The sequence below is a fragment of the Methyloversatilis discipulorum genome (assembly GCF_000527135.1).
Classification (GTDB): Bacteria; Pseudomonadota; Gammaproteobacteria; order Burkholderiales; family Rhodocyclaceae; genus Methyloversatilis; species Methyloversatilis discipulorum.
In genome coordinates, this window is record NZ_AZUP01000001.1 from 3,944,827 (window position 1) to 3,971,544 (window position 26,718).

24 protein-coding genes are annotated in these 26,718 nt (G+C 68.6%); 12 read left to right on the plus strand and 12 right to left on the minus strand.

What is annotated here, in order from left to right:
• Nucleotides 1–64: 64 nt before the first annotated feature.
• The 10 genes from bchC to METFAM1_RS0118450 all read left to right on the plus strand — a co-directional run bounded on the left by bchC (nucleotide 65) and on the right by METFAM1_RS0118450 (nucleotide 9,330).
• Complete coding sequence (gene bchC / locus METFAM1_RS0118405; protein WP_019916975.1) at nucleotides 65–1,000, plus strand: chlorophyll synthesis pathway protein BchC; 936 nt, start codon at nucleotides 65–67, stop codon at nucleotides 998–1,000.
• On the plus strand, nucleotides 997–2,016 hold the full coding sequence (locus METFAM1_RS0118410; RefSeq protein ID WP_019916977.1) for a chlorophyllide a reductase iron protein subunit X: 1,020 nt from the start codon (nucleotides 997–999) through the stop codon (nucleotides 2,014–2,016). The genes bchC and METFAM1_RS0118410 overlap by 4 nt, the downstream gene beginning before the upstream one ends.
• 10 nt (nucleotides 2,017–2,026) lie before the next feature.
• A complete protein-coding gene (bchY, locus tag METFAM1_RS0118415) occupies nucleotides 2,027–3,574 on the plus strand; it encodes a chlorophyllide a reductase subunit Y (RefSeq protein ID WP_019916979.1) in 1,548 nt (515 codons plus the stop codon).
• Nucleotides 3,575–3,644: 70 nt separating this feature from the next.
• Nucleotides 3,645–5,084, plus strand: coding sequence for a chlorophyllide a reductase subunit Z (gene bchZ, locus METFAM1_RS0118420; protein WP_019916980.1), 1,440 nt, complete (start codon nucleotides 3,645–3,647; stop codon nucleotides 5,082–5,084).
• Between the two features lie 138 nt (nucleotides 5,085–5,222).
• Complete coding sequence (gene pufB / locus METFAM1_RS0118425) at nucleotides 5,223–5,456, plus strand: light-harvesting antenna LH1, beta subunit (RefSeq protein WP_024300835.1); 234 nt, start codon at nucleotides 5,223–5,225, stop codon at nucleotides 5,454–5,456.
• A 10-nt stretch (nucleotides 5,457–5,466) separates the two neighbouring features.
• Nucleotides 5,467–5,667, plus strand: coding sequence for a light-harvesting antenna LH1, alpha subunit (gene pufA / locus METFAM1_RS0118430; protein WP_019916985.1), 201 nt, complete (start codon nucleotides 5,467–5,469; stop codon nucleotides 5,665–5,667).
• Between the two features lie 106 nt (nucleotides 5,668–5,773).
• Complete coding sequence (pufL, locus tag METFAM1_RS0118435) at nucleotides 5,774–6,598, plus strand: photosynthetic reaction center subunit L (RefSeq protein ID WP_019916987.1); 825 nt, start codon at nucleotides 5,774–5,776, stop codon at nucleotides 6,596–6,598.
• 23 nt (nucleotides 6,599–6,621) lie between these two features.
• Nucleotides 6,622–7,599: a photosynthetic reaction center subunit M gene (gene pufM, locus METFAM1_RS0118440; RefSeq protein ID WP_024300836.1), complete on the plus strand. Its 978-nt coding sequence runs from the start codon at nucleotides 6,622–6,624 to the stop codon at nucleotides 7,597–7,599.
• Nucleotides 7,596–8,681: a photosynthetic reaction center cytochrome PufC gene (pufC, locus tag METFAM1_RS0118445; protein ID WP_019916991.1), complete on the plus strand. Its 1,086-nt coding sequence runs from the start codon at nucleotides 7,596–7,598 to the stop codon at nucleotides 8,679–8,681. Before pufM ends, pufC begins: the two co-directional genes overlap by 4 nt.
• 199 nt (nucleotides 8,682–8,880) lie before the next feature.
• The gene (locus METFAM1_RS0118450) at nucleotides 8,881–9,330 is read left to right on the plus strand and encodes a CBS domain-containing protein (RefSeq protein WP_019916993.1); all 450 of its coding nucleotides are present in this window, start codon (nucleotides 8,881–8,883) and stop codon (nucleotides 9,328–9,330) included.
• 421 nt (nucleotides 9,331–9,751) lie between these two features.
• On the opposite strand, the gene puhE is transcribed toward METFAM1_RS0118450, so the two are convergent.
• From puhE to bchF, 12 genes are read right to left on the minus strand one after another with little or no spacing between them, the layout of a single operon-like run.
• Entirely contained in the window at nucleotides 9,752–10,546 is a 795-nt protein-coding gene (puhE, locus tag METFAM1_RS0118455) for a putative photosynthetic complex assembly protein PuhE (protein WP_019916995.1), read from the minus strand.
• A 5-nt stretch (nucleotides 10,547–10,551) separates the two neighbouring features.
• On the minus strand, nucleotides 10,552–11,628 hold the full coding sequence (gene acsF / locus METFAM1_RS0118460; RefSeq protein WP_019916996.1) for a magnesium-protoporphyrin IX monomethyl ester (oxidative) cyclase: 1,077 nt from the start codon (nucleotides 11,626–11,628) through the stop codon (nucleotides 10,552–10,554).
• On the minus strand, nucleotides 11,625–12,095 hold the full coding sequence (puhC, locus tag METFAM1_RS0118465) for a photosynthetic complex assembly protein PuhC (RefSeq protein WP_024300837.1): 471 nt from the start codon (nucleotides 12,093–12,095) through the stop codon (nucleotides 11,625–11,627). Before puhC ends, acsF begins: the two co-directional genes overlap by 4 nt.
• 10 nt (nucleotides 12,096–12,105) lie before the next feature.
• Nucleotides 12,106–12,816, minus strand: coding sequence for a photosynthetic complex putative assembly protein PuhB (puhB, locus tag METFAM1_RS0118470; RefSeq protein ID WP_019916998.1), 711 nt, complete (start codon nucleotides 12,814–12,816; stop codon nucleotides 12,106–12,108).
• Nucleotides 12,813–13,583 carry a photosynthetic reaction center subunit H gene (gene puhA / locus METFAM1_RS0118475; RefSeq protein WP_024300838.1) on the minus strand — a complete coding sequence of 257 codons (771 nt, stop codon included), beginning with the start codon at nucleotides 13,581–13,583 and terminating at the stop codon, nucleotides 12,813–12,815. The genes puhB and puhA overlap by 4 nt, the downstream gene beginning before the upstream one ends.
• A 25-nt stretch (nucleotides 13,584–13,608) precedes the next feature.
• On the minus strand, nucleotides 13,609–15,063 hold the full coding sequence (locus tag METFAM1_RS0118480) for a BCD family MFS transporter (protein ID WP_019917002.1): 1,455 nt from the start codon (nucleotides 15,061–15,063) through the stop codon (nucleotides 13,609–13,611).
• A complete protein-coding gene (gene bchM / locus METFAM1_RS0118485) occupies nucleotides 15,060–15,755 on the minus strand; it encodes a magnesium protoporphyrin IX methyltransferase (protein ID WP_019917004.1) in 696 nt (231 codons plus the stop codon). The genes METFAM1_RS0118480 and bchM overlap by 4 nt, the downstream gene beginning before the upstream one ends.
• A 2-nt stretch (nucleotides 15,756–15,757) precedes the next feature.
• The gene (gene bchL, locus METFAM1_RS0118490) at nucleotides 15,758–16,684 is read right to left on the minus strand and encodes a ferredoxin:protochlorophyllide reductase (ATP-dependent) iron-sulfur ATP-binding protein (RefSeq protein WP_019917006.1); all 927 of its coding nucleotides are present in this window, start codon (nucleotides 16,682–16,684) and stop codon (nucleotides 15,758–15,760) included.
• Nucleotides 16,685–16,715: 31 nt separating this feature from the next.
• Nucleotides 16,716–20,492 (minus strand): magnesium chelatase subunit H, encoded by a 3,777-nt coding sequence (locus tag METFAM1_RS0118495; RefSeq protein ID WP_024300840.1) that lies wholly within the window; start codon nucleotides 20,490–20,492, stop codon nucleotides 16,716–16,718.
• On the minus strand, nucleotides 20,467–22,056 hold the full coding sequence (gene bchB, locus METFAM1_RS0118500; protein ID WP_019917009.1) for a ferredoxin:protochlorophyllide reductase (ATP-dependent) subunit B: 1,590 nt from the start codon (nucleotides 22,054–22,056) through the stop codon (nucleotides 20,467–20,469). The genes METFAM1_RS0118495 and bchB overlap by 26 nt, the downstream gene beginning before the upstream one ends.
• A gap of 11 nt (nucleotides 22,057–22,067) precedes the next feature.
• Nucleotides 22,068–23,348: a ferredoxin:protochlorophyllide reductase (ATP-dependent) subunit N gene (locus tag METFAM1_RS0118505; protein ID WP_019917010.1), complete on the minus strand. Its 1,281-nt coding sequence runs from the start codon at nucleotides 23,346–23,348 to the stop codon at nucleotides 22,068–22,070.
• Nucleotides 23,345–23,866 (minus strand): 2-vinyl bacteriochlorophyllide hydratase, encoded by a 522-nt coding sequence (bchF, locus tag METFAM1_RS0118510; protein WP_019917011.1) that lies wholly within the window; start codon nucleotides 23,864–23,866, stop codon nucleotides 23,345–23,347. The genes METFAM1_RS0118505 and bchF overlap by 4 nt, the downstream gene beginning before the upstream one ends.
• Before the next feature lie 471 nt (nucleotides 23,867–24,337).
• On the opposite strand from bchF, the gene METFAM1_RS0118515 reads away from it, so the two are divergent.
• Together METFAM1_RS0118515 and ppsR are read left to right on the plus strand one after the other, a co-directional pair.
• Nucleotides 24,338–25,165 carry a cobalamin B12-binding domain-containing protein gene (locus METFAM1_RS0118515; RefSeq protein WP_232419819.1) on the plus strand — a complete coding sequence of 276 codons (828 nt, stop codon included), beginning with the start codon at nucleotides 24,338–24,340 and terminating at the stop codon, nucleotides 25,163–25,165.
• Nucleotides 25,166–25,270: 105 nt separating this feature from the next.
• Nucleotides 25,271–26,683 carry a transcriptional regulator PpsR gene (gene ppsR, locus METFAM1_RS0118520; protein ID WP_036271763.1) on the plus strand — a complete coding sequence of 471 codons (1,413 nt, stop codon included), beginning with the start codon at nucleotides 25,271–25,273 and terminating at the stop codon, nucleotides 26,681–26,683.
• Nucleotides 26,684–26,718 lie beyond the last annotated feature (35 nt).

The following is a 26,718-nucleotide window of genomic DNA, read 5'->3' on the forward strand; positions in this document are numbered from 1 at the left end:
AATGACACTTATGCGACAGGCCGTGCTGACACCGTCAGCCGACCGTCCTCAACGAGGAGGCGCGATGGACAGCATGGCCGTAGTGCTGCAGCAACCGGAACAGCTGGTCGTGACACGGCTGGATCTGGCGCCTGCAGGAGACGCCGACGTCGTCGTCGATGTCGAGTGGAGCGGCATCAGCACCGGCACCGAACGCCTGCTGTGGTCCGGTCGCATGCCGCCCTTTCCGGGCATGGGTTATCCGCTGGTGCCGGGTTACGAATCGGTGGGCCGCGTCAGCGCCGCCGGGCGTGCTGCCGGTCTGCGCATCGGCGAGCGGGTGTTCGTGCCGGGTGCGCGCTGTTTCGGCGAGGTGCGCGGCCTGTTCGGCGGAGCCGCCTCACGGCTGGTGGTACCGGCGGCGCGGGCGCTGCCGATAGACGAAGCCCTGGCCGAACGCGGCATCCTGCTGGCGCTGGCCGCCACCGCACAGCACGCGGTCATGGGCGGCGCCAGGCTGCCTGATCTCATCATCGGTCACGGCGTGCTCGGCCGGCTGGTCGCCCGGCTGACCGTGGCCGCCGGCGGCGAGCCGGTGGTGTGGGAAACGAATCCGATGCGCGCCGCCGGCAGCACCGGCTACGCGGTCATCCCGGCCGCGCTGGACAGCCGCCGCGACTACCGCTGCATCTGCGACGTCAGCGGCGACGCGACGCTGCTCGACACGCTGATCGCACGGCTGGCACCGCAGGGCGAAATCGTGCTGGCCGGCTTCTACGAGGACGCACTGTCCTTCCATTTCGCACCGGCCTTCATGCGCGAGGCGCGACTGCGCGTCGCCGCCCAGTGGCAGGACGCCGATCTGGCCACCGTGCGCGACATGGCCGCCGACGGCCGGCTGTCGCTCGATGGCCTGATCACGCATCGCGAGGTGGCCAGCCGCGCCGACCTCGCCTACCGCACGGCATTCGGTGACCCCGGCTGCCTGAAGATGATCCTCGACTGGAGACAGCTGTCATGACCGAAGCCTGTGGCGGCGGCGCCGTCAGCACCATCAAGTTCGACCTGACCAAGGTGCTGCGCGCCGAGGCAGCGATCGATCCCGATCCCGTCGCGGATGGCGAAGTGACCAAGCAGACGCAGATCATCGCCATCTACGGCAAGGGCGGCATCGGCAAGAGTTTCACGCTGGCCAACCTGAGCTACATGATGGCGCAGCAGGGCAAGAAGGTGCTGCTGATCGGCTGCGACCCGAAGAGTGACACCACCTCGCTGCTGTTCGGCGGCAAGGCCTGCCCGACCATCATCGAAACCAGTTCGAAGAAGAAGCTGGCCGGCGAGGACGTGGGCATCGGCGACGTCTGCTTCATCCGCGACGGCGTGTTCGCGATGGAGCTGGGCGGCCCCGAGGTCGGCCGCGGCTGCGGCGGCCGCGGCATCATCCACGGCTTCGAAACGCTGGAGAAGCTCGGTTTCCACGACTGGGGTTTCGACTACGTGCTGCTCGATTTCCTCGGCGACGTGGTGTGCGGCGGTTTCGGCCTGCCGATCGCCCGCGACATGTGCCAGAAGGTGATCGTGGTCGCCAGCAACGACCTGCAGAGCCTGTACGTCGCCAACAACGTGTGCAGCGCGGTCGAGTATTTCCGCAAGCTGGGCGGCAACGTCGGCGTGGCGGGCGTGGTGATCAACCGCGACGACGGCACCGGCGAGGCGGCGCGGTTCGCCGATGCGGCCGGCATTCCGGTGCTGGCCACCATCCCGGCCAACGACGACATCCGGCGCAAGAGCGCCAGCTACGAAATCATCGGCCGTCCCGGTTCGCAATGGGCGCCGCTGTTCGAGGAACTCGCCACCAATGTGGCGGAGGCGCCACCGGTGCGACCGAAGCCGATGACCCAGGACGGACTGCTCGGCCTGTTTGCCGCCGACGTGACCGGTCGCGACTACGTGATGACGCCGGCCACCGTGGCCGACATGCTGGGTCGCGAAGACGTCGTCCGGCCCTCGCTCGAAGTGGTGTACGACACCGTCTGAGGTGGCCACCATGACCGACACAACCCATACACAGGTCATCAACACCGACGCGCTGAAGGCGCAGCGCGAGCCGGCCGGCGGCGACGGCATCGGCTGTCACGCCGGGCGCGAACAGCTGGACGGCGCGGCGCGCGCTGCCGGCAAGAGCGAAACGCTGGACCGCTACGCCGCCGACTATCCGAAGGGCCCGCACGACCAGCCGCAGAGCATGTGCCCGGCTTTCGGTTCGCTGCGCGTCGGCCTGCGCATGCGCCGCACCGCGACCGTGCTGTCCGGTTCCGCCTGCTGCGTCTATGGCCTTACCTTCACCTCGCATTTCTACGGCGCCCGCCGCAGCGTCGGCTACGTGCCCTTCAACAGCGAAACGCTGGTGACCGGCAAGCTGTTCGAGGACATCCGCGAGGCGGTGTACAAGCTGGCCGACCCGGCCCAGTACGACGCCATCGTCATCATCAATCTGTGCGTGCCGACCGCCAGCGGCGTGCCGCTGCAGCTGCTGCCGAAAGAGATCGACGGCGTACGCATCATCGGCATCGACGTGCCGGGCTTCGGCGTACCGACGCACGCCGAGGCGAAGGACGTGCTGGCCGGCGCCATGCTGCGCTACGCCCGCCAGGAGGCGGAGCAGGGGCCGGTGCAGGCGCCGCGCAACGGCGTGGCCGACCGGCCGACGGTGGCGCTGGTGGGCGAAATGTTCCCGGTCGATCCGGTCATCATCGGCTCGCTGCTCGAACCGATGGGACTGGGCGCCGGCCCGGTGGTGCCGACACGCGAATGGCGCGAGCTGTACGCCGCGCTCGACTGCGCGGTGGTCGGCGCCATCCATCCTTTCTATACCGCCAGCTTCCGCGAGTTCGAAGCGGCGGGTCGGCCCATCGTCGGCTCCGCGCCTATCGGTCACGACGGCACGGAAGCCTGGCTGCAGTCCGTCGGCCAGGCGGCCAACGTCGGTCAGGCGCAGATCGACGCGGCGAAGAACCGCTTCCTGCCGGCGATACGCGGCGCGCTTGCCGCCAACCCGATCAGGGGCCGCATCACGCTGTCCGGCTACGAAGGTTCGGAACTTCTGGTGGCGCGGCTGCTGGTCGAGAGCGGCGCCGACCTGCGCTATGTCGGCACCGCCTGCCCGCAGACGCCGCACAGCGCGGCCGACCGCGAATGGCTGAGCGCGCACGGCGTGCATGTGCAGTACCGCGCCTCGCTCGAACAGGATCTCGCCGCGATGCGCGAATTCCGTCCGGACCTGGCGATCGGCACGACACCGGTGGTGCAAGCGGCGAAGGAGGCGCGCATCCCGGCGCTGTACTTCACCAACCTGATTTCGGCGCGACCGCTGATGGGGCCGGCCGGTGCCGGCTCGCTGGCACAGGTGATCAATGGCGCCATCGGCAACAAGGCGCGCTTCGACACGATGAGCGAATTCTTCGACGGCGTCGGCAGCGGTCACGCCGGCGGCGTGTGGCAGGACGTGCCGAAGGACAGGCCGGAATACCGCGCCGCCTACCGCGCGAAGATGGCCAAGCTGGCCCGCGCGCGCAGCGTCGAGGAGGCGATATGAGTACGCGGCGGAGTACCCAGCGGAGCACCCAGCGGAGCACGCAGCAATCCGGCTACGAGCGGGTGACGACATGCTGATCCTCGACCACGACCGCGCGGGCGGCTACTGGGGTGCGGTGTACACCTTCACCGCGATCAAGGGCCTGCAGGTGGTGATCGACGGTCCGGTCGGCTGCGAAAACCTGCCGGTCACCTCGGTGCTGCACTACACCGACGGCCTGCCGCCGCACGAACTGCCCATCGTCGTGACCGGCCTGGCCGAGGAACAGCTCGGCCGCGAAGGCACCGAAGGCAGCATGCGCCGCGCCCACCAGGTGCTGGACCCGGACCAGCCGGCTGTCGTGGTGACCGGATCGATCGCCGAAATGATAGGCGGCGGCGTGACGCCCGAAGGCACCAACATCCAGCGCTTCCTGCCACGCACGATAGACGAGGATCAGTGGCAGTGCGCCAACCGCGCCATCAACTGGCTGTGGACGCAGTACGGCGCCAAGCGCATCCCGGAACGCAAGCCGCGCGCCGATGGCGCGAAGCCGCGGGTGAACATCATCGGGCCGATCTACGGCTGCTTCAACACGCCGAGCGACCTGGCGGAAATCCGTCGCCTGGTCGAAGGCATCGGCTGCGAGGTGAACCTCAGCTTCCCGCTCGGCAGTCATCTGGCCGACGTGCCGAAACTGGTCGATGCCGACGTCAATATCTGCATGTACCGCGAGTACGGCCGGCTGCTGTGCGAAACGCTGGAGCGGCCCTATCTGCAGGCGCCGATCGGCCTGCACTCGACCACCCGCTTCCTGCGCGCGCTGGGCGAACTGACCGGTCTCGATCCGGAGCCCTTCATCGAGCGCGAGAAGCACACGACGATCAAGCCGCTGTGGGATCTGTGGCGTTCGGTGACCCAGGATTTCTTCGGCACCGCCAGTTTCGCCGTGGTCGCCAACGACACCTACGCACGCGGCATTCGTCACTTCCTCGAAGAGGACATGGGTCTGCCCTGTGCGTTCGCGGTGTCGCGGCGCGCCGGTGCCAAGACCGACAACGACGCGGTGCGCGCGCTGGTGCGCGACAAGGCGCCGCTGGTCATGTTCGGCAGCTACAACGAGCGCATGTACATGGCCGAGTGCGGTGCACGCGGCAGCTACATCCCCGCCTCCTTCCCCGGCGCCATCATCCGCCGCCACACCGGCACGCCCTTCATGGGTTACGCCGGCGCCACCTATCTGGTGCAGGAGGTGTGCAACGCGCTGTTCGACGCGCTGTTCCACATCCTGCCGCTGGGCAGCGACATGGATCGCGTCGACGCCACACCGTCGCGGCTGGCCCGTGCCGACGCACGGCCATGGGACGACGACGCCCAGCGCCTGCTCGATCAGTACCTCGACAAGCAACCCTTCCTGGTGCGCATCTCGGCCGCCAAGCGGCTGCGCGACAAGGCGGAAGAAGCGGCGCGCGGCGCCGACGAACAACGCATCACCGCAGCGCGCGTGCAGCGTGCGCTGGAAACGACATGAGGACCGGTCTGGCCACCGTCCGGAGCGGGCGCAGCACGCGTCCGCCCACCCTCTTGCGGGGCGCAGTCAGCCCCGGAAGTCCCCGCCGCGCGGGCGTTGCGCGGCAATGGCCGAAAGGCCCGTCAGGAGGTAATCGGTATGGCTGATGGCACTAGAAGCGGATCCCTGTCAGGACTGACAGATTCCGAGGCGCGGGAATTCCACGCCATTTTCATGACCAGTTTCATCGTCTTTCTGGTCGTCGCGATCATCGCTCACATCCTCGTCTGGAACTGGCGCCCCTGGCTGCCGGGCTCCGAGGGTTATGCGTCGCTGATCGAAGGCGTCAAGGCGGCGACCTACTCGGTCATTCCTTACATCTACCAGGCATAGGAGCGCAGATATGTGGCGTATTTGGTTGCTTTTCGATCCGCGCAGATCACTGGTCGCGCTCTTCACCTTCCTCATGGTGCTGGCGCTCCTGATCCATTTCATCCTGCTCAGCACCGATCGCTTCAACTGGATCGAAGGCCCGAGCAAGAAACCCGCAGCAACGGCCCAGAGCGCAATGCCGGCTCCGGTCGCGATGCGGACAACGCAGTAAATGCACTGACGGCAGGAGTGCGGGGACCGGGCCTGCCCGGCCTCGCATGAGCGCTGCAGCGCGTCTCTACCGCGGAGGCATCGCGCTTCCGGATAAGGGGGTTGGCATGTCCATGCTCAGTTTCGAAAAAAAATACCGCATCCGTGGCGGGACGCTGCTCGGCGGAGACCTGTTCGACTTCTGGGTCGGCCCCTTCTACGTCGGTTTCTTCGGTGTCACCAGCATCTTCTTCGCGCTGCTGGGCACACTGCTCATCATCTGGGGCGCCTCGCAGGGCACCACCTGGAATCTCTGGCAGATCAACATCGCTCCGCCCGACCTGAAGTACGGCCTGGGCATGGCACCGCTGATGGAGGGCGGGCTGTGGCAGCTGATCACGGTGTGCGCCATCGGCGCCTTCGTGTCGTGGGCGCTGCGCGAGGTGGAGATCTGCCGCAAGCTCGGCATGGGTTATCACGTGCCGGTGGCGTTCTCGGTCGCCATCTTCGCCTACGTCACGCTGGTGGTGTTCCGGCCCCTGCTGCTCGGCGCCTGGGGCCACGGTTTTCCGTACGGCATCATGAGCCATCTCGACTGGGTGTCGAACACCGGCTACCAGTACCTGCACTTTCACTACAACCCGGCGCACATGCTGGCGGTGAGCTGCTTCTTCGCCACCACGCTGGCGCTGTCGCTGCACGGTGCGCTCATCCTGTCGGCGACCAATCCGCCGGGTGATGGCGTGGTCAAGACGCCGGACCACGAAAACACCTTCTTCCGCGACGCCATCGGCTACTCGATCGGCACGCTGGGCGTGCATCGACTGGGTCTTTTCCTCGCGCTGTCGGCCGGCTTCTGGAGCGCGGTGTGCATCGTCATCAGCGGTCCGTTCTGGACACGCGGGTGGCCGGAATGGTGGAGCTGGTGGCTCAACCTTCCCGTGTGGCGATAACAGACGAAAGCGAGGGTGCCATCATGGCCGAGTACCAGAATCTATTCACGCAGGTGCAGGTGCACGCACCGTCCTTCCCCGGTGTTTCGGTCGGTCGTGACGACCGCGAACGCACCGGCACACCGACCCACGTACATCTGTTCGGTCGCCTCGGCGACGCGCAGATCGGGCCCATCTACCTCGGCTGGTTCGGGCTGGCGTCGCTGATCTGCGGCTTCATCGCCTTCGAAATCATCGGCCTGAACATGATGGCTTCGGTGAACTGGGATCCGATCGAGTTCGTGCGCCAGCTGTTCTGGCTCGCGCTGGAGCCACCGGCGCCGCATTACGGGCTGTCGATACCGCCACTGAACGAGGGCGGATGGTGGCTGATGGCGGGCTTCTTCCTCACCACGTCCATCCTGCTCTGGTGGGTGCGCATGTACCGCAGGGCACGGGCACTCGGCATGGGCACCCACGTGGCCTGGGCCTTCGCGGCCGCGATCTGGCTCTACCTGGTGCTCGGCTTCATCCGGCCGGTGCTGATGGGCTCGTGGTCGGAGGCGGTGCCCTTCGGCATCTTCCCGCACCTGGACTGGACCGCCGCGTTCTCGATCCGCTACGGCAACCTGTTCTACAACCCCTTCCACATGCTGTCGATCGCCTTCCTCTACGGCTCGACCCTGCTGTTCGCGATGCACGGCGCGACCATCCTGGCGGTCAGCCGCTTCGGCGGCGAGCGCGAGATCGAACAGATCGTCGATCGCGGAACCGCATCGGAGCGCGCCGCGCTGTTCTGGCGCTGGACCATGGGCTTCAACGCATCGATGGAATCCATCCACCGCTGGGCCTGGTGGTTCGCCGTGCTGTGCCCGCTGACCGGCGGCATCGGCATCCTGCTGACCGGCACGGTGGTCGACAACTGGTACCTGTGGGCCGTCAAGCATCACGTTGCACCGATGTATCCGGCGGTGTTCGGCACCGTCGTCGATCCCGCCACCGTGCAAGGAGTGCAGCCATGAACACCCTGAAGGCAACACTGCGTGTCGTCGCCATGCTGGGGGCGGGGCTGCTGCTCGCCGCCTGCGAGAAACCGCCGATCGACACGGTGCAGCGCGGCGTGCGCGGCACCGGCATGGTCCAGGTCTACAACCCGCGCATCGTCGAGGGCGAACAGCAGAAGAACGTGGTGCCGGAGCCGATACCGGCGGCACCGCGCGAAGGGCAGAAGGCGTCCGAGGTGTTCCAGAACGTGAAGGTGCTGGGCGACGTCAGCGTCGCCGAGTTCACCCGGCTGATGGTGGCGATGACCGCCTGGGTGTCGCCGGAACAGGGCTGCGCCTACTGCCACAAGCTGGAGAACATGGCCGACGACTCGATGTACACCAAGGTGGTGGCGCGGCGGATGATCCAGATGACGCAGCACATCAACGCCGACTGGAAGCCGCACGTCGCCGACACCGGCGTCACCTGCTACACCTGTCATCGCGGCATGCCGGTGCCGGCCGAGGTGTGGTTCCAGCCGCCGCCGCAGAAGCACGCGACGCGCATGGCCGGGTCGAAGATGCAGCAGAACACGCCGGACGCCGCCGTCGCCTACGCCTCGCTGCCCTACGACGCCTTCACCCGCTATCTGCAGAAGGGGCAGGAAATCCGCGTCAATGCGGTGACCGCGCTGCCGACCGCGGCGCCTGGCTCGCTGGCCGATACCGAGGGTACTTACGGACTGATGATGCACATGTCGGATGCGCTCGGCGTCAACTGCACCTACTGCCACAACAGTCGCGCCTTCGCGCCATGGACCGAAAGCACGCCGCAGCGGCAGACCGCTTGGCACGGCATACGGATGGCGCGCGACCTGAACAACGAATACATGGTGCCGCTGACCGCGACCTTTCCGGCGCATCGGCTCGGGCCGACCGGCGACGTCGCCAAGCTGAATTGCGCGACCTGCCACCAGGGTGCTTACAAGCCGCTCTACGGCACGCCGATGCTGAAGGACTACGTGGCGCTCAGCGCCCCCGGCGCACAGGCCGCACTGCCGCCCGCTGCCGCAGCCGAAGCGCCGGCACCGGCCGCCGAGGCGGAAGCGGCGAAGCCCTGATCCACGGTCGGCGCGCCGCAGTGCGCCGACCTGACCCCGTTCGGCCGCTCCTGCAGTTCTCCTCCGCGCTGGGCCAGACAGCGCCTCTGCGGGAGCGGATCCGGACACCACGCAGACAGGGCGCGCCACCCGGTGCGCCCGGATCGCGCAGCGCCCGGGTCGGCTGGCCCCTCCCGCACTCCGCGCAGAGGAGACAGTCATGCAGGTCAGTGAAGTCATGTCGTCCGGCGTGCTCAGCGCCGCGCCCGGCGACAGCGTCAGATCCGTCGTCATCCACATGCTCAGCCGTCACTGCGGCGCCATCCCGGTGATCGAACCGGATGCCCGCATCGTCGGCATCGTGTCGGTGCGCGACATCATGCTGCCGATGTATCCCAAGCTGGGCGAGTACATCCACGATAACGTGGGTACGCGCGACTTCCTCGCGATGGAGGAGGGCTATGACCGCGTGCTGACGATGCGGGTCGATCAGGTGATGACACGCAACCCGCTGGTGCTGTCGCCGGAGACGCCGGTGCTCGAGGCCGCGTCATGGATGGGTGTGAAGAACTTTCGCCGCATGCCGGTCGCGCGCGACGGCAAGCTGGTCGGCATGGTGAGCATCGGCGACATCAACCGCGGCCTGTTCTTCGCGCGCATCGGCGGCTAGGCGGACCGGCCCAGCGCGCCGGTCGATCGGCTGGCGCGGTGATGGCCTGCCCTGGCGCGGTCGGCGCCGGGACCGGGCTTGTGTGGAAGAGGTCTTCTTACCCGGATATCACCCTGGATCGAAGCCCGCGGACAGCGAAAGCCCCGTCGCGGCCAAGGCCGCTCCCACAAGAGTGAGTCTGACCTGCGGCCGGCGCCGGGACCGGGCTTCTGTGGGAGGGGTCTTCTGACCCCGACATCGGCCGGGATCGAAGCCTGCGGAGAGCGAAAGCCCTGTCGCGGCCAAGGCCGCTCCCACACGAACATGCCATGTCGGTGGCACGGGCAAGGCTCCTGTGGGAGCGAGCTTGCTCGCGATAACGGCCTTGATCCAAGTCCGCGGCCCGCAATCGCCGCATCGCGACCAGAAGTCGCTCCCACGCTCAGAGCGGCTTCACCTCTTCCCGACCGCGTGATTTCAGTCCCCAGTTCCAGATCGCGTTGAACGGCAGCGGCAGCACCATGAAGAGGTGCTCGACCACGGCCAGGCCAGCCATCGTGGCGAGCAAGGTAAGGGCTACGGCGTCGGCGCTGCCGGGTACGGCCGCGGCGGCGTGGCCGATCAGTTCGCCGGTGAGCGCGCTGCCGGCGACGATGGACAGCGGCCACAGCGCATTCATGCGACGCCGGCGGAAGAAACTTTTCAGGTAGAGCAGGTGCGGCGGCAGGAACTCCTCGCTGAAGTTGCGCACGCCGAAATGCAGGTTCAGCTTGGCCGACAGCCGCATGCCCCAGAGCAGCAGATAGCTGTGCAGGGCGGTGGTGTTGGCGGCGTCCAGGGTGAGCAGCCAGATCAGCAGCGCGCCGCCGGCGATGGCCAGCTCGTGATGGATGATGGCTTCGGTCGCGTGCCGGAAATGCGTGAGGCCGTCGCAACCCGCGGCGCAGGCGTGCTTGCGCGGACCGGTCACCCAGCCCATCAGGAAGCTCATTTCCATCCAGCCCCACACGACCAGCGCGCTGGTGAAGCCGCAGTAGCTGCCGAGTGCGCTGTCGAGCCGTGCGCTGTGCTGCAGGCCGGCCAGCGCGGCGATCGCCAGCACGCTGGCCACCGTCATGCTGAGGCGGAAGGTGCGTCGCGGCAGGCCGTCCAGATAGAGGATGACGCCGGTCGCCGCCCACCACAGCGCCAGCGCGTAGAGCAGGGGCAGCGCCCAGCCGGGCAGGGCGCCGTCCATCGCGCTCACCAGGCCGGCGACATGCGCACGTCGTCCGGCACCGCGTTCGGCTTGACCGGGTGCAGGTAGAGACGGGCGAAGGTGCCGAAGGCGGCGACCGCGCAGACGCCGCGCTTGAGCAGACCGGTGATGCCGCCCTGCTGCTTCGCCGCCTCGTTCGCCTGGGCCAGCGCGAACAGCCGTTCGAGGCCGGCGCGGAAGGACGGGCTGTCGGTGTCCAGCGTCAGCGGGAACACCTGTTTCGAGATGTCCGAGGTGATGCGGAATACCGCGTAGTCGTAGCTGTCGGCTTCCAGCCCCATGGCCTGGTGCAGCTGCGGCCGCATGTGGTCGCGCACGTACATCGTGGCGTACACCGCGAGCAGGAAGAAGCGCACCCACAGCAGATTGGCGCCGCGCAGCAGGTGAGGCTGGGCGCGCAGGATGAGGGCGAACGATTCGCCGTGCCGGAATTCGTCGTTGCACCAGCGCTCGAACCAGCGAAAGATCGGATGGAAGCGCAGTTCGGGGTGACGTTCGAGCTGACGGTAGATGGTGATGTAACGCGCGTAGCCGATCTTTTCCGACAGATAGGTGGCGTAGAAGATGTATTTCGGTTTGAAGAAGGTATAGCGCTTGGTGCGCTTCAGGCTGCCCAGATCGACGCCCAGTCCGTAGTCCTTCAGCGACATGTTCAGGAAGTTGGCGTGGCGCGCCTCGTCGCGTGCCATGTAGGCCATCAGTGCCTTGATGTCCGGGTTGTCGACGTTCTTCTTGATCTCGTTGTACAGCACGCAGCCGGAGAACTCGGAGGTGATCGAGCTGATCAGGAAGTCCATGAACTCCTGGTGCAGCGCCGGCGGCAGCGCGCGGATCTGTTCGCCGAAATCGGCGCTGCGCTGGAAGTGATCGTGATTGTTGTCGCCTTCGTACTCCAGCATCATCGCGTCCCACTCGGCGCGCACCGGGCCGACGTCAAGGCGGTTCATCGCGGCGAAATCGGTGGTGTAGAAGCGCGGGCTCAGCATGGTGCTGACGCGCGCCTTGTCGGTGGCCTCGGCGGAAACGGCGACCTGCGGCGCAGGCTGTGTGGCAGTGCTCATGGCTGTGCTCCCGATGCATGCAGGGTGGGGCGGCCGGCGTCGAGCAGCCGGCCGAAGGCGCCGGCGTTCACCGGCCCGAAGGATTCGAGGTCGACGCGGCGCGCGGTGCTCCGGTCGACCAGCGTGAGCCGGCCGTCGGCGCGGGCGATCAGTGCGAACGGCTGTTCCGGCCCGATCTGCTGACGGCGGCGTTCGCGCACCAGGCCGCGCAGCGTGCCGCGCACGAAGCCCTGTTCGCCGACGAAGGATTCGATCTGCGCACCGGTCCGCGCATCGATGACGGCGATGCTGCCGTCCGGCCTGTCCTCGAAGCGCAGTTCGCGCACCGCGACCGCAGCGGCGTCCGGCGTCGCGATCGAGGTGCCGGACAGGCGGACCAGCGCGACCGCGGCGAGCACGCCGGCCAGCATCAGGCCGATGGCGAGCAGTGGCCAGCGTGGCAGTGCGGGTGCGGTGTGTGCGCTCATGCTGCCTTCCTCAGTGGGTGACCAGTTGCGGTGCGCGACCGGTGCGGCGCGCACGCGGCGCGGGCGTATCGGCCTGTTGCGCGATCGCTGCCGGGGTCGTCTGCGGCGCGTCGCTGCGCGCGGCCTGCCAGGCTTCGGTCAGCAGGCCGGCGACACGGGCGGCGTCGGCGATGCAGCACAGCATCGGCTCCGGCCGGGCGGCCCGCCACGGACGTGCGTGCGGCCACAGGTGCAGCAGCGCGATGCGATCGGGCGCGGCCAGCAGCAGCGGAATGTTGCCGTGCCCGTCGCGCGTGAGCTTCAGCCCGGCCGATTCGATCCGGCGCAGCGGCAGGTTGAAGGTGAGGCTGAGCACGATGCCGACGCGCATGACGACGCGCCGGTCGGTGATCGTATAGACCGTGGTGCGCGCGCTCAGCCAGGCGAGCAGCGTCATCATGCCGAGCGCGGCCAGCACCAGCGGCAGCAGCATGATCACGGCGCTGGCGGCGTCGCCTGCGCTGCCGCCGTCGGCGATGACGAAGCCGGCGCGCAGCGCCAGGATGACCGCGAAGTAGAGCGCCAGCGCGCGCACGTGGAAGCGCTCGCGCGCCAGGTGCTTCCAGTCCGGGCCACCCTGCCAGAGCAGCGTCTCGTCGGACGGCAGCCGTTCCGGCAGGCCGGGCGCGGCTTCGAACTCGTGTTCGTGGCCGTCGTGACGGACCGCGCGCAGGCCGCTCACAGCAGGGGTTCCTTGCGCGATGCTTCGGCGTACAGCGTGCCGCCGCCGTAGTAGGCCATCACCTTTTCCTCTTCCAGCAGCGTGATGCGATCGGTCGCCTTGGGCTGCGGCACGCTGGCGAACTGGTGGCCGAGGATGGACGCCACCTTGACCGCGCGTTCGCCGACGCGGCAGAAATTCATCGGCAGCAGCACGCGACGCGTCCCGCCGCCCGCCGGCACGTCGAGTTCGAGGTAGCGGAAGATCGCTTCCGAACGGTCCACCCACAGGTCGCGCACGACGCCGCCCGGTGCGCCGTCGGCGCCGATCACCGGCAGGCCGCGCGGATCGGTGTCCTGGTGCGCGACGTCGTAGTCGGGGGCATCGCGCAGCGGCACGATGCGCAGCGCGCCGTCGAAGGTGAGGTCGGGCAGGTCGGCGCGGTCGGCCCAGGCGCCGGGGCCGACGCCGTCGAGCATCGGATTGCCGGTCGGGTCCAGCGGTGCGCCCGGCCAGTTGCCGCTGGGCGTGGCTTTCAGCGTCTGCGGTGACTTGAAGTCATTGGGCACGGTCACCGTGCGACCGTCCTGCAGGCGGAAGGTCTTCGGGTCGGGGATGGGCGGAAAGCCCTGCACCGTGATGTTGCCCGAGCGGTCCGATTCCAGCGGATAGCCCTCGCGCTTGCTCTCCTGGTGCAGGTGGTAGATCAGCCCCGCGAAGAAGATCCAGAAGACGTACAGCACGATCTGTGCGACGTCGAAGTACTGGGTGATGGCGCCGGTTTCCATGGTCATTCTCCTGTGTGATGGATGTTCAGCCGGGGAAATCGGCCAGTCCGAACTTCGCGCTGGCCGGGACCGGTGCGCGCGGGGCGCTGCGCACCAGCGGCCCGAGTGCGACCAGGCTGGCGAACAGCAGATAGATTTCGCAGTGATAGACGAAGCTGTAGCCGGTGGCCGGCGAGGCGAGGGCCGGGCCGAGCGCGCCGGCGACGGCCAGCGTCGATATGAGGTCGCGCAGCGCACCGCCGAGGGCGATCGCCAGACCGGTGCTGCAGGCGTGCACCGCGCCCCAGGCGCCGAGCGCCAGCCCGTTCATGCCGCCGCTGTCCAGCCCCATCGCGGCGGTCAGCATGCCGACCGAAAACAGTCCGCCGCCGAAGCCGATCAGGCCGACGCCGCCGCGGAACAGCGCGGTCGACTGCAGCGGCTCGGCGAACACCACGGTGGAGAAGGCGACGATGCCGATCAGCGCGCCGAAGGCGGCGACGCGGCAGGCATCGACGCCGCGCGCCAGCGTGCGCGCCGCGAAGGCGAAGGCGGCCAGCGCGCCGCAGGCCATCAGCGCGGTCAGTGCGGTGGTGGCGCCGACGCCCATACCCAGTACCTCGGCGCCGTAAGGTTCGAGAATGATGTCCTGCATGCTGAAGGCGGCGCTGCCGAGGCCGAGCGCCAGCAGGTAGCGGGTGGCGCGCGCGTGCGTCGAGAACTGCTGCCATATCGTGCGGAAGGGCTGGCGCGGCGCGTCGGTGCTGCGTGCGCCGCGCGCTTCCTGCTTCCACAGCGCGGCGATGTTCAGCGCCATCGTCACCATGGCCGAGCCCTGGATCACCTGGATCAGCCGCAGCTGCGAGAAGTCCGCCAGCAGCAGGCCGAACACGACACCACTGCCCACCATGCCGGCCAGCAGCATCAGATACATCAGCGCCACCACGCGCGGCCGCGCAGCGGGCGGTGCGAGGTCGGTGGCGAGTGCGAGGCCGGCGGTCTGTACCGTCTGCATGCCGGCGCCCACCATCAGGAAGGCCAGCGCGGCGCCGGCCTGACCCACCCACTCCGGACCGCGCGTGTCGCCGGACAGCAGGATGAGCGAGAAGGGCATGATGGCCAGTCCGCCGAACTGCACCAGCGTGCCCATCCACAGATAGGGCACGCGGCGCCAGCCGAGCGCCGAGCGGTGGGTGTCGGAACGGTAGCCGAGCAGGGCGCGGAAGGGCGAGAACAGCAGCGGCAGCGCCACCATCGCGGCGACCAGCCAGGCGGCCATGCCCATCTCGACGATCATCACCCGGTTCAGCGTGCCGATCAGCAGCACGGTGGCCATGCCGACCGACACCTGGAACAGCGACAGGCGCAGCAGGCGGCCGAGCGGCAGCGCCTCGCTGGCGGCGTCGGCAAAGGGCAGGAAGCGCGTGCCGACACCGGTCCACAGCCGTGCGGCGCGGGCGTTCAGTGCGGGCAGGCCGAGCCCTCTGCGCGGTGCGTTCATGTGCGCACCAGTTCCATCGCCTGCGAGGTGTAGAAGCCGCTGGCCACGCGTTCGCTGCGCAGCGCCGCCATCGCACGCAGGCCGTCCTCCTCGGCGATCAGCCGGCCGAGCACCGCTTCGCGCACCGGTTCGATCGCCGGCGCGCGGTTGCCGCGCGGGAAGAAGCGACCGACGAAATGCATGACGTCGAGCGCGCGCGTGCTGGGCGGAAAGGTGAACATCAGCGAGGCGGCGGTGCGTGCCGCGAGGCCGGACAGCACCCGCACGGCGTCGCGCGGACGGTAGTGGATCAGCGAATCCATCGCCACCACGTGGTCGAAGTGGCCGAGCGCCGGGTCCAGCATGTCACCGGAACGGAAGTCGATGTGACCGGCCAGGCCGTGCGGCATGCGCTCGCGCGCCAGCCCGACCAGGGTCGGCGACAGGTCGATCGCCACCACATGGGCGCCACGGCGTGCCGCCTCGACCGCCAGCGCGCCGGTGCCGCAGCCGGCGTCGAGCAGCCGGCAGCCGCTCAGATCGTCCGGCAGCCAGTCGAGCAGCGTGGCGCGCATGCGGTCGCGGCCGGCGCGTACGGTGGCGCGGATGCGGCCGACCGGTGCGTCAGAGGTGAGCCGCTTCCAGGCATCGACCGCGGTGCGGTCGAAATAGGTGGCGATCTCGCCACGGCGTTCGAGGTAGGAGCTGTCCATGATCAGTCGAATCCCAGCAGGTCGAAAATGTCGCGGTCCTTCATCGGCGCGCATTCCAGCGGATCGGCGCCGGCCCACAGCGAGGCAGCCAGGCGCAGGTATTCGTGCTGCACCGCCTCGACCTCGACCGTCGGATCCATCTCGAACAGCGTGGCCTTCTTCAGCCGGCTGCGGCGGATCACGTCGAGGTCGGGAAACTGCGCCATGGTCTTCAGGCCGACCCGCTCGTTGAAGCGGTCGATCTGGTCGGTGGCATTGCTGCGGTTGGCGATCACGCCGCCCAGCCTTACCTTGTAGTTCTTCGACTTGGCCTGGATGGCGGCGACGATGCGGTTCATCGCGAAGATGGAATCGAAGTCGTTGGCGGTCACCACCAGCGCGCGGTCGGCGTGCTGCAACGGCGCGGCGAAGCCGCCGCACACCACGTCGCCGAGCACGTCGAAGATGACCACGTCGGTTTCGTCGAGCAGGTGGTGTTCCTTCAGCAGCTTCACCGTCTGTCCGACCACGTAGCCGCCGCAGCCGGTGCCGGCCGGCGGCCCGCCCGCCTCGACGCACATGACGCCGTTGTAGCCGGGGAACACGAAGTCCTCCGGCCGCAGTTCTTCGGAATGGAAATCGACAGTTTCGAGAATGTCGATCACCGTCGGCACCAGCGACTTGGTGAGCGTGAAGGTCGAGTCGTGCTTGGGGTCGCAGCCGATCTGCAGCACGCGTTTGCCGAGCTTGGAAAAGGCGACCGACAGATTGGACGATGTCGTGCTCTTGCCGATGCCGCCCTTGCCATAGACGGCGAACACCTTGGCGGTGCCGATGCGCAGCTCGGGGTCGAGGTGCACCTGCACGCTGCCTTCGCCGTCCGGATGCGCAGGGCCGCGCCGCGTCTTCAGCGACGACAGCGGGACATGGGTGGTGGTGACTGTATTCACGGTGCGGCCCTGGAAAAGTGGGTGAGGTGCGTCATGCGCTGGCCCGCTGGAACACGCCTTCGAGGCGGTCTTCCAGTTCGTCGCCGGCTTCGCGCAGGCGTGCGAGCACGCTGTCGTCCGGCTGCCAGTAACGTCGGTCGTGCGCCTCGATCAGCCGGTTGGCGAGCTTGGCGGCGGCGGTGGGATTCAGTTCGGCCAGCCGGGTGCGCATCTTTTCGTCGAGCACGAAGGTCTGCGTCAGCTGCTGGTACACCCAGGGCGATACCTGGCCGGTGGTGGCCGACCAGCCCATGGTGTTGGTGATGTGGGCTTCGATCTGGCGCACGCCTTCGTAGCCGTGCGCCAGCATGCCCTCGTACCACTTCGGGTTCAGCATGCGGGTGCGCGTTTCCAGCGCCACCTGTTCGTCCAGCGTGCGCACCGATCCTTCGCCCAGGGTCTGGTCGCCGATGTAGACCGGGGCCGCCGCGGCGTCGGCACCGCGCGCCCGGCGCACCGCGCGGGAGATGCCGCCCAGCGTGTCGAAGTAGGTGTCGACCGTGGTCACGCCCAGTTCGACCGACTCGAGGTTCTGGTAGGCCAGTTCGACGTCGGCCAGCACGCTGGCGAGCAGTGCGCTGCGGGCGACCGGACGGCCGCTGCGGCCGTAGGCGTGGCCCTTGCGGCGGGTATAGGTCTCCGCCAGTTCGTCCTCGTCGTCCCAGCGGCTGTTCTCGATCAGGTGATTCACGTTCGAGCCGTAAGCGCCTTCGGCATTGCCGAACACGCGCAGCGCGGCGGTTTCGAGGTCGCAGGCGTTGGCGGCCTGGAAGGCCAGCGCGTGCTTGCGGACGAAGTTGTGCGCCAGCGGCTCGTCGGCGCTGGCGGCGAGGAAGGCGGCTTCGGCCAGCATGCGGATCTGCAGCGGCATCAGGTCGCGGAAGATGCCGGACAGCGTGATCACGACGTCGACCCGCGGCCGGCCCAGTTCTTCCAGCGGTACGAGCTGCGCACCGACCAGCCGGCCGTAGCTGTCGAAGCGCGGCTGCGCGCCCATCAGCGCCAGCGCCTGCGCGATCGGCCCGCCCTCGCTCTTCAGGTTGTCGGTGCCCCACAGCACCATGGCGATGGATTCCGGGAAGGGGTGGCCGTCGTCGGTGTGGCGGGCGAGCAGCCGGGCCGCCTGCTTCGCGCCATCGATCACGGCGAAGGCGCTCGGGATGCGGAAGGGGTCGAAGCCGTGCAGGTTGCGGCCGGTCGGCAGCACCGCCGGCGTGCGCAGCAGATCGCCGCCGGGGGCCGGGCGCACGAAGCGGCCGTCCAGCGCGTGCACCAGCGCATCGACCTCGTGGTCCTTGGCCAGCAGGCCGTTCGTCTTCGTCAGTTCGGCAATCAGTGCGCGCGTGCCGTCGTCATCGGCCAGGCCGCCAGCGGCGCGGATGCGCTCCGGGCTGTCGCCGCGCATGACGGCGGCAATCATCGCGCGCGGCAGTTCGATGCCGTGACCGGCCTGGGCGACCGCGTGCAGCAGGTCGGCGCGCTCGGTTTCTGTCGGCGCTTCGCCCACCACATGCAGACCGCAGGGGATGAGGGTGCGCTCCAGTTCGTGCATCTGCAGGCCCAGCGTCGTGATGGCGGTTTCAGCGTCGGCCCACGGCGGCGTCGCCGCACACAGTTCGAGCGCCGCCGCCTGCGCCTGGATCAGCGCGGCCAGTGCCGGTGCTTCGCGCTCGCTGCCCGGCTCGCGTGCGCGCCAGCGCTCGACCGATACCTTCAGTTCGGCCAACCCGGCGTACAGACCGGCCTGGGTGACCGGCGGCGTCATGTAGCTGATCAGCGTGGCGCCGGAGCGGCGCTTGGCCAGCGCGCCCTCGGACGGGTTGTTCGAGGCGTACAGGTAGAGGTTGGGCAGCGCGCCGATCAGGCGGTCGGGCCAGCAGGCGCCGGACAGGCCGGCCTGTTTGCCCGGCATGAATTCGAGCGCGCCGTGGGTGCCGAAGTGCAGCACGGCATGGGCGGCGAAGTCCTCGCGCAGCCAGCGGTAGAAGGCGGAGAAAGCATGCGTCGGCGTGAAGCCCTGTTCGAACAGCAGACGCATCGGATCGCCTTCGTAACCGAAGGACGGCTGCACGCCGACGAACACGTTGCCAAAGCGCGCGCCGAGCACGAACAGGTGGCGACCGTCGCTCAGATCGCGGCCGGGCGCCGGACCCCAGTGCGCCTCGATCTCGCCGAGCCAGGTTTCGCGTCGCACGTGTTCGTCCGCCGGTATCCGGTGATGCACATTGGCCGGCGCACCGAAGCGCTCGGCATTGCCGGTCAGGAGCGCGTCGCGCAGTGCCGCCTCGCTGGCCGGCATGTCGATCTGGTAACCCTCGCGCTTCAGCGCGCCCAGCGTGCGGTAGAGCGAGGCGAACACCGACAGGTGGGCGGCGGTGCCGACCGCGCCGCCATTGGGCGGGAAGTTGAACAGCACGACGGCGACCCGCCGCTGCGCCCGTTCGGCGCGGCGCAGCGCGATCAGCCGCGCCACCTTGTCCGACAGCATGTCGGCGCGTTCGGCGCACACGTGCATGTCGCGTCCGCCTTCGCTGGGCGGGAAGCTGCAGCGGCGCGCACAGCCTTCGCAGGTGCCGCCGGCACCGGCCGAACGGCCGCCGAACACCATCGGGCTGGTGGCGCCGTCGAGTTCCGGAATGGCCACCATGATAGTGTTCTCGACCGGCAGCAGGCCGCGCTCGGAAGCGCCCCACTGTTCCAGCGTCTGGAACTCCACCGGGTGGGCGGCCAGGTAGGGCACGTCCAGTTTCGCCAGCAGGTCCTCGGCCGCTTTCGCGTCGTTGTAGGCCGGTCCGCCGACCAGCGAGAAGCCGGTCAGCGACACCACCGCATCGACCACGGCGCGGCCGTCACGGATGAAGAAGCGCTCGACCGCCGGCCGCGCGTCGAGGCCGGTGGCGAAGGCGGGAATGACCGACAGGCCGCGCGCTTCGAGTGCGGCGATCACGCCGTCGTAGTGGGCGGCGTTGCCGGCGAGCAGGTAGGAGCGCATCAGCAGCACGCCGACCGTGCCGCGCGCCTCGGGTGCAGTCGGCAGCGCGGCGACCTGTTCGGCGATGCGCTGGGCGATGCGCGGGTGATAGACGCCAACTTCCGGGTAGTCGAACGGCGCGCCCGGTTTCATGCGTCCGCGCAGATGGGCGCGCGGGCCGTCGGCGTAGCGGTCGATCAGGAAGCGCACCATGTTGGCGACGTTGTCCTGCGAGCCGGCCAGCCAGTACTGCAGCGTCAGGAAGTAGGCGCGCACGTCCTGTGCGGTGCCGGGTATGAAGCGCAGCAGCTTGGGCAGGCGGCGCAGCATGCGCATCTGCCGTTCGCCGGAACTGCTGCCGCCCTTGCCGGCGTTGCCGCGCAGTCGCTTCAGCAGCGCCATCGGGCCGCTCGGCGGCGCGCTCATGTCGAAGCGGCCGATGCGGGTGAGCCGCGCCACTTCGCCGGCCGACATGGCGCACACCATGGCATCGCAGTGTTCGCGACGCGCGGTCAGCGCCGGCAGCACCGGGCGGAAGTGATCCTCCATGAACAGCATGGTGGCGATGACGATGTCGGCGCCGCCGATGGCGGCTTCGCAGCGCGCCAGTGCCTCCGGCCGGTCGCTCCATTCCGAGGCAGCGTGCACCTCCAGTTCCAGACCGGGCAGTTCGCGCCGCAGCGCGCTGCGTGCGCGCTCGGTGGCACTGGCCAGATGGGTGTCCATCGTGACGATGACCACGCGTACCGGCGTGGCATCAGCGGTCGAGGGCTCAGCGCGCGAAGTGAGCTTTGGCATCGTAGAGCGTCTCCACCGTGATGGTGCTCAGTCCGCGGCTGCGGGCGTAGCTTTCGGTATTGCGGCGCGCCTTGCCGCGGACGAAGAACGGAATCTTCTTCAGTTCGCGCTCGCCGTCTGCGGTCCAGGCCGGACCGTCGTCCGCGTCGCTCATGCCCAGTTCGGCCACCGCCATCGTCTGTGCGGCGACGGCAGGCAGGTGCGAGGCGGGGGCGGCGTCGTTGAATTCGAAGTCGTCGCGGAACATCTGCAGCAGGTGTTCTTCCAGCCCCATCACCAGCGGATGCACCCAGCTGTCGAACAGCACGTTGGCGCCTTCGAAGCCGTACACCGGGCTGTAGCGGGCCGGCACGTCCTGCACGTGGATCGGGCTCGAGATGACGGCGCAGGCGATGCCCAGCCGCTTGGCGATGTGGCGCTCCATCTGCGTGCCGAGCACCAGTTCGGGCGCGGCGGCGGCGATGGCCTTCTCGACTTCGAGGTAGTCGTCGCTGATCAGCGCCTCGACCCCGTAGCGCGCAGCCGCCTCGCGCACGTCGCGGGCGAAGTCGCGGGCGTAGCAGCCGAGGCCGACCACGGTGAAGCCCATCTCTTCCGCCGCGATGCGTGCCGCGGCGATCGCGTGCGTGGCGTCGGCGAAGATGAATACCCGCTTGCCGGTCAGATAGGTCGAATCGACCGAGCGCGCATACCAGGGCTGGCGCGAGGCCGAACTGCTGCGGCCGGCGGCGCCCGGCGTTTCGCCGCCCAGCAGCGGCGACGGATCGACGCCGGCCAGTGCGGCGACTTCGGCGATGAAGTCGCGCGTGGCGCCGACGCCCATCGGTATCGTCCGTGTCGCCGGCATGCCGAAGCTGCGGTTCAGCCAGCCGGTCAGCGTGCGCGACACCTCCGGGTAGAGATCGATGTTGAAGTCGGCATCCGGCAGCCGGCGCAGATCGTCGACCGACGCGCCGAGCGGCGCCACCACGTTCACGTCTATGCCGAGCGCGTCGAGCAGGCGGCGGATTTCGGTCACGTCGTCGCGGCAGCGGAAGCCGAGCACGGTCGGGCCGAGCAGGTTGGCGCGCGGACGCCGTGCCGGGTCGCGCGGCGGGCGCTTGCTTCCGGGCGCGGGCACCTGGTCGGCGAGCAGGGCGCGCACCAGGTGATAGAAGGTTTCGGCGGCGCCCCAGTTTTCCTTCTTGGAATAGGCGGGCAGTTCCAGTGCCACCACCGGTATCGGCAACTGCATGCCGGCGGCCAGCGCGCCGGACTGGTCCTGTATCAGTTCGGCGGTGCAGGAATCGCCGACCAGCAGTGCGGCCGGGCGGAAGCGCTCGAAGGCTTCGGCGACCGCCGCCTTCACCAGTTCGGCGGTGCTGCCACCGAGGTCGCGCGCCTGGAAGGTGGTGTAGGTGACCGGCGGACGACGGTCCTGCCGTTCGATCATCGTGAACAGCAGGTCGGCATAGGTATCGCCCTGCGGTGCGTGCAGCACGTAGTGCAGGTCGCGCATCGAGGTGGCGATGCGCATGGCACCGATGTGCGGCGGTCCTTCGTAGGTCCAGAGCGTGAGCTGCATCGCGTGCCCCTTCAGACGGCCAGCCGTGCGCGGCGCGCGAACGGGCGGGCGAACAGTTCGGCCAGGTCGCCCGCCTGGTCGTAGCCGTGTATCGGCGAGAACACCAGTTCGATCGACCACTTGGTCGCCAGCCCTTCGGCTTCCAGCGGATTGGCCAGGCCGAGGCCGCATACGGTGAGGTCGGGCCGGGCGGCACGGACGCGGTCGAGCTGGCGGTCCAGGTGCTGGCCTTCGCTGAGCACGATGTCGTCGGGCAGCAGCGCCAGTTCTTCGCTCACCATCTGGCGGTCGAGGAAGGGTGTGCCGACCTCGATCAGCCGCATGCCCAGTTCGCGATGCAGGAAGCGGGCGAGCGAAGGTTCGAGCTGCGAGTCCGGCAGCATGAACAGGCTGCGCCCGGCCAGCAGCGGGCGTTGCCGCGCCAGCGCCGTTTCGGCACGCGCACGTGCCGGGCCGGTCACCGCGTCGAATGCGGCCGGGCTTACGCCCCAGGCGCGGGCGGCCGCTTGCAGCCAGGCGGTCGTGCCTTCGGCGCCGAACGGGTAGGGCGCGCGCAGCAGCCGGGCGCCGCGGGCGACCAGCGCGCGCACGGTGTCGCCATTGAAAGGCTGGGCCGGCAGCAGGTCGGTGTTCGGTCCGATCGCCGGCACGTCGGCGGCGCGGCGGCCCGGCAGGAACACCACGTCGGCGATGCCCAGCTGTTCGAACTGGCGGCGGAACTGGTCCTCGACGATGTCCGGCAGACAGCCGACCACCATCAGCTGGCGCGCGTCGGTGTGCGGCATCAGCGGTACGAAGGTGCGCAGCGCGGCGTCCTCGCCCTGGGTGAAGGTCGTTTCGATGCCGGAACCGGAATAGCTGAGCACGCGCACCTGCGGCAGCAGCCGGGCGTTGAGCCTTTCGGCGGCGCGTGCGAGGTCGAGCTTGATCACTTCCGACGGGCAGGAGCCGACCAGGAAGAGCGTGCGGATTTCCGGCCGGCGCTCCAGCAGCGTGACGCACAGGCGGTCGAGTTCGTCGTTGGCGTCGGCCATGCCGGCCAGGTCGCGGTCGGTCAGGATGGCGGTGCCGAAGCGCGGTTCGGCGAAGATCATGACGCCGGCGGCGGACTGGATCAGGTGGGCGCAGGTACGCGAGCCGACCACCAGGAAGAAGGCGTCCTGCAGCTTGCGGTGCAGCCAGACGATGCCGGTGAGGCCGCAGAACACTTCGCGCTGGCCGCGTTCGCGCAGCACAGGGCGCTCGTCGCAGCCGCTGCGGGTGGCGACCGGAATGTCGTGCAGATTGCTCATGCCTGCACCACCGCGCCGTGGTTGCGGGCCGTCGGAGTCGCCGTGTCGAGCCGCGCGGCGCGCAGCTTGAGCAGGAACTGTCCGGCGTTGATGACGTAGGTGAAGTAGGCGGCCAGCGCCAGCCACATCAGGCCGGTCGCGTCCAGCGTGCCGGTTGCCAGCGCGACCAGATAGGCGCTGTGCAGTGCCAGCACGGCGAAGCTGAATACGTCTTCCCAGAAGAAGGGGCGGGCGAACAGCCAGACGCCGAACACCGCCTTTTCCCAGATCGAGCCGGTGACCATGATGGCGTACAGCAGCAAGGTCTTGATCACCACCGACCAGGTCGCCGCCTGCAAGCCTTCGCCGGACCACAGATAGCGCAGCACGAGGACGAGGCTGATCGCGAAGGCGACGAACTGCACCGGCGCAAGCACCCCCTGCACCAGGGTCCAGGGTGATTCGTCCCGCCGGCGGCGTTCTTCCGGCGTGTAGAGCGGTGTGTGCCGCATCGCCGGTGAGGCCTCTCTGTTGCGCATCGTCGCGTCTCCTCTGTCCTCGTAATCGAATCTAGACGGCGGAGGACAAAGTGTCAATGTAAATTGACGTCACGACGAAATTACATCGGCCGAATGACAATGCGCGCGGTGCAGCTGGCCATTCGGGCCGGCACGTCATCGAAATTGACAAGTTAACTTGACAGTGCAGGGTGGCGCGCTCTATTCCTACACTGTTGGCGTCCAGTTCTGCAGACATCTTCGAACCCACGCCTTCCTGCCCAGAGACTTGCTCACCCTCGTCGTCAGTGCCACCACGGACACTGGGTTCACCACCCGCAGCAGCCGTACAGCCCGTCCGCATCCATGGGGCGTCCACCGGGGGCGCATCCGACACGGCCGGGGCACGACAAGAAGACCCAAGGAGGCAGGAAGATGGCCGGGATGACGCAGCGAGGCGCCCGCAGGGCGCAGGTGTCGGTAGAGAGCTTGTCCGTGCAGGAGCAGGGCGGCGTGAGCCACTTCGGTGGGCCGCCGATCGGACCGCCCGTATTTGCCGCCCCCGACTGGCTGGGGGATCTGGCGCAGACGATCGAAGCGGAAATAATTCCGCGGCTGATGCTGGCGCACGGCGACCTGGTCGATCTGCCGCCGGCCGGGGCGGGCGCAACCACCATCTCGGCGCGCGAAACCCACGAATTCGCCAACCTCGTGCTGGCACAGGATGCCGGCGTCGTACGCAGCTGCGTACAGGCGATCCGCGCCCGCGGCGTCGAGCCACGGGTCATCTGTCTCGACTTGCTGGCGCCTGCAGCGCGCCGGCTCGGCGAACTGTGGGAAGCCGATCTGTGCGATTTCACGCAGGTCACGCTCGGCCTGTGGCGGATCCAGCAGGTGCTGCACGACGTCAGCCCGAGTTTCCGCAGCGATCTGCATTCGGGCGAGACAGGCCGCCGCGTGCTGCTCGCCACCTTGCCGGGGGAGCAGCACACCTTCGGCATGTCCATGGTGGCCGACTTCTTCCGCCAGCGCCGCTGGGACGTGCGACTCGACACACCGGGTCCGCGCGGCGAAGCGCTGCGCCTGCTGCGCGCCGAGCGCTTCGATCTGGTGGGCGTATCACTCGGTAGCGAAACGCGCTTCGACGAACTGGCGGAATGGATCACCGCGGCTCGCCGGGTGTCGCTGCAACGCGACATCGTGGTGATGGTCGGCGGCCCGATTTTCGCCAGCCGGCCGGAGTGGGTGCCGCTGGTCGGCGCCGACGCGACGGCGCGCGACGCCAGCGCCGCGGTCGATGTGGCCGAAGCATTGCTGCCTGTGCGATTTGCGCATGGGTGATCAGTTTCTGGAGGGTATCGATTGGGTTCGGAGCAGGGGCGCGATCAGATCGCGAAAATGGACGCCGATGCGGGAAGGTTGACGGTGAAGCCTTTTGATTCGCCGATGGGTTTGCTTCATGGCGTGGACGCCGAGTCGGCTGCTCGACTCATTGCCGCTGCCTCCGACGTAGCGCTGTTGCTTGACGACAAGGGCGTCATCCGCGACCTTGCATTCAACGACGGCGCGCTGCTGCCCGAGGCAGGCGCGCGCTGGCTGGGGCGCCGCTGGACCGAGGTGGTGACGGTCGAGAGCCGTCCGAAGGTCGAAGCGCTGCTGCAGGACGCAGCGAGCGGCGAAAGCCGCCGTGCGCGGCACGTCAATCATCCGGTGCAAGGCGGCAGCGATCTGCCGCTGCTCTATTCGACCGTGCGCATCGGTCACGACGGCACGGTCGTCGCGCTCGGCCGCGACCTGACGGCGCTGTCCATGCTGCAGCAGCGGCTGGTCGACGCGCAGCAGTCGATCGAGCGCGACTATGCCCGCCTGCGCCAGCTCGAGGCGCGCTACCGCCTGCTGTTCCAGATGACGTCTGAAGCGGTGCTGGTGGTCGATACCGTCAGCCAGCGCATCGTCGAGGCGAATGCAGCCGCCAACCGGATGCTGGGCGAGGATGCGCGCAGCGTGGTCGGGCGCAACTTCCCCGAAGGGCTGGATGACGCCGGCAATCAGGCGGTGCAGGGACTGTTCGCGGCGGTGCGTGCCAACGGTCGTTCCGACGACGTGCGCGTGCGCGGGCCGGGTGGTGGCGACTGGCTGGTGGCCGCCTCGCTGGTACGACAGGACGCCGCATCGCTGTATCTGGTGCGGCTGTCGCAGGTCGGTGCCACCGGCACCGAATCGGGCGAGCGGATGTCGGTGGTCGATGCGGTCGAAATGGTGCCGGACGCTTTCGTACTGACTGGCGAGGACGGCGTCATCCTGACCGCCAACCAGGCCTTCGTCGATCTCGCCCAGCTGGCGAGCATCGAACAGGCCCGTACGCAGTCGCTGGAGCGCTGGCTCGGCCGCCCGGGTGTCGATTTCAAGGTGCTGATGGTGAATGTGCGCCAGCACGGGTCCATCCGTCTCTTTTCAACCGTGCTGCGTGGCGAGCACGGTTCGGACGTCGACGTCGAGGTATCGGCGGTGGCGGTGGACCGCGGCGATCACCCGTGCATCGGCTTCACCGTGCGCGGCGTCAGTCGCCGCATCGAACCGGAACCGCGGATCAGCCGCGAGATGCCGCGTTCGGTCGAGCAGCTGACCGGTCTGGTCGGTCGCGTGTCGCTGAAAGATCTGGTGCGCGAATCGACCGATCTGATCGAGAAGCTGTGCATCGAGGCGGCGCTCGACATGACACACGACAACCGCGCGTCGGCCGCCGAAATGCTCGGCCTGAGCCGGCAGAGCCTGTACGTGAAGCTGCGCCGCTATGGCATCGGCGACCTCAACCCCGATCAGGGCGACGAGGGCGGGCAGGAGCCGGGCGAGGAGTGATCCGAAGCGGTGCGTGGCGGGCTCGGTTCGCCCGC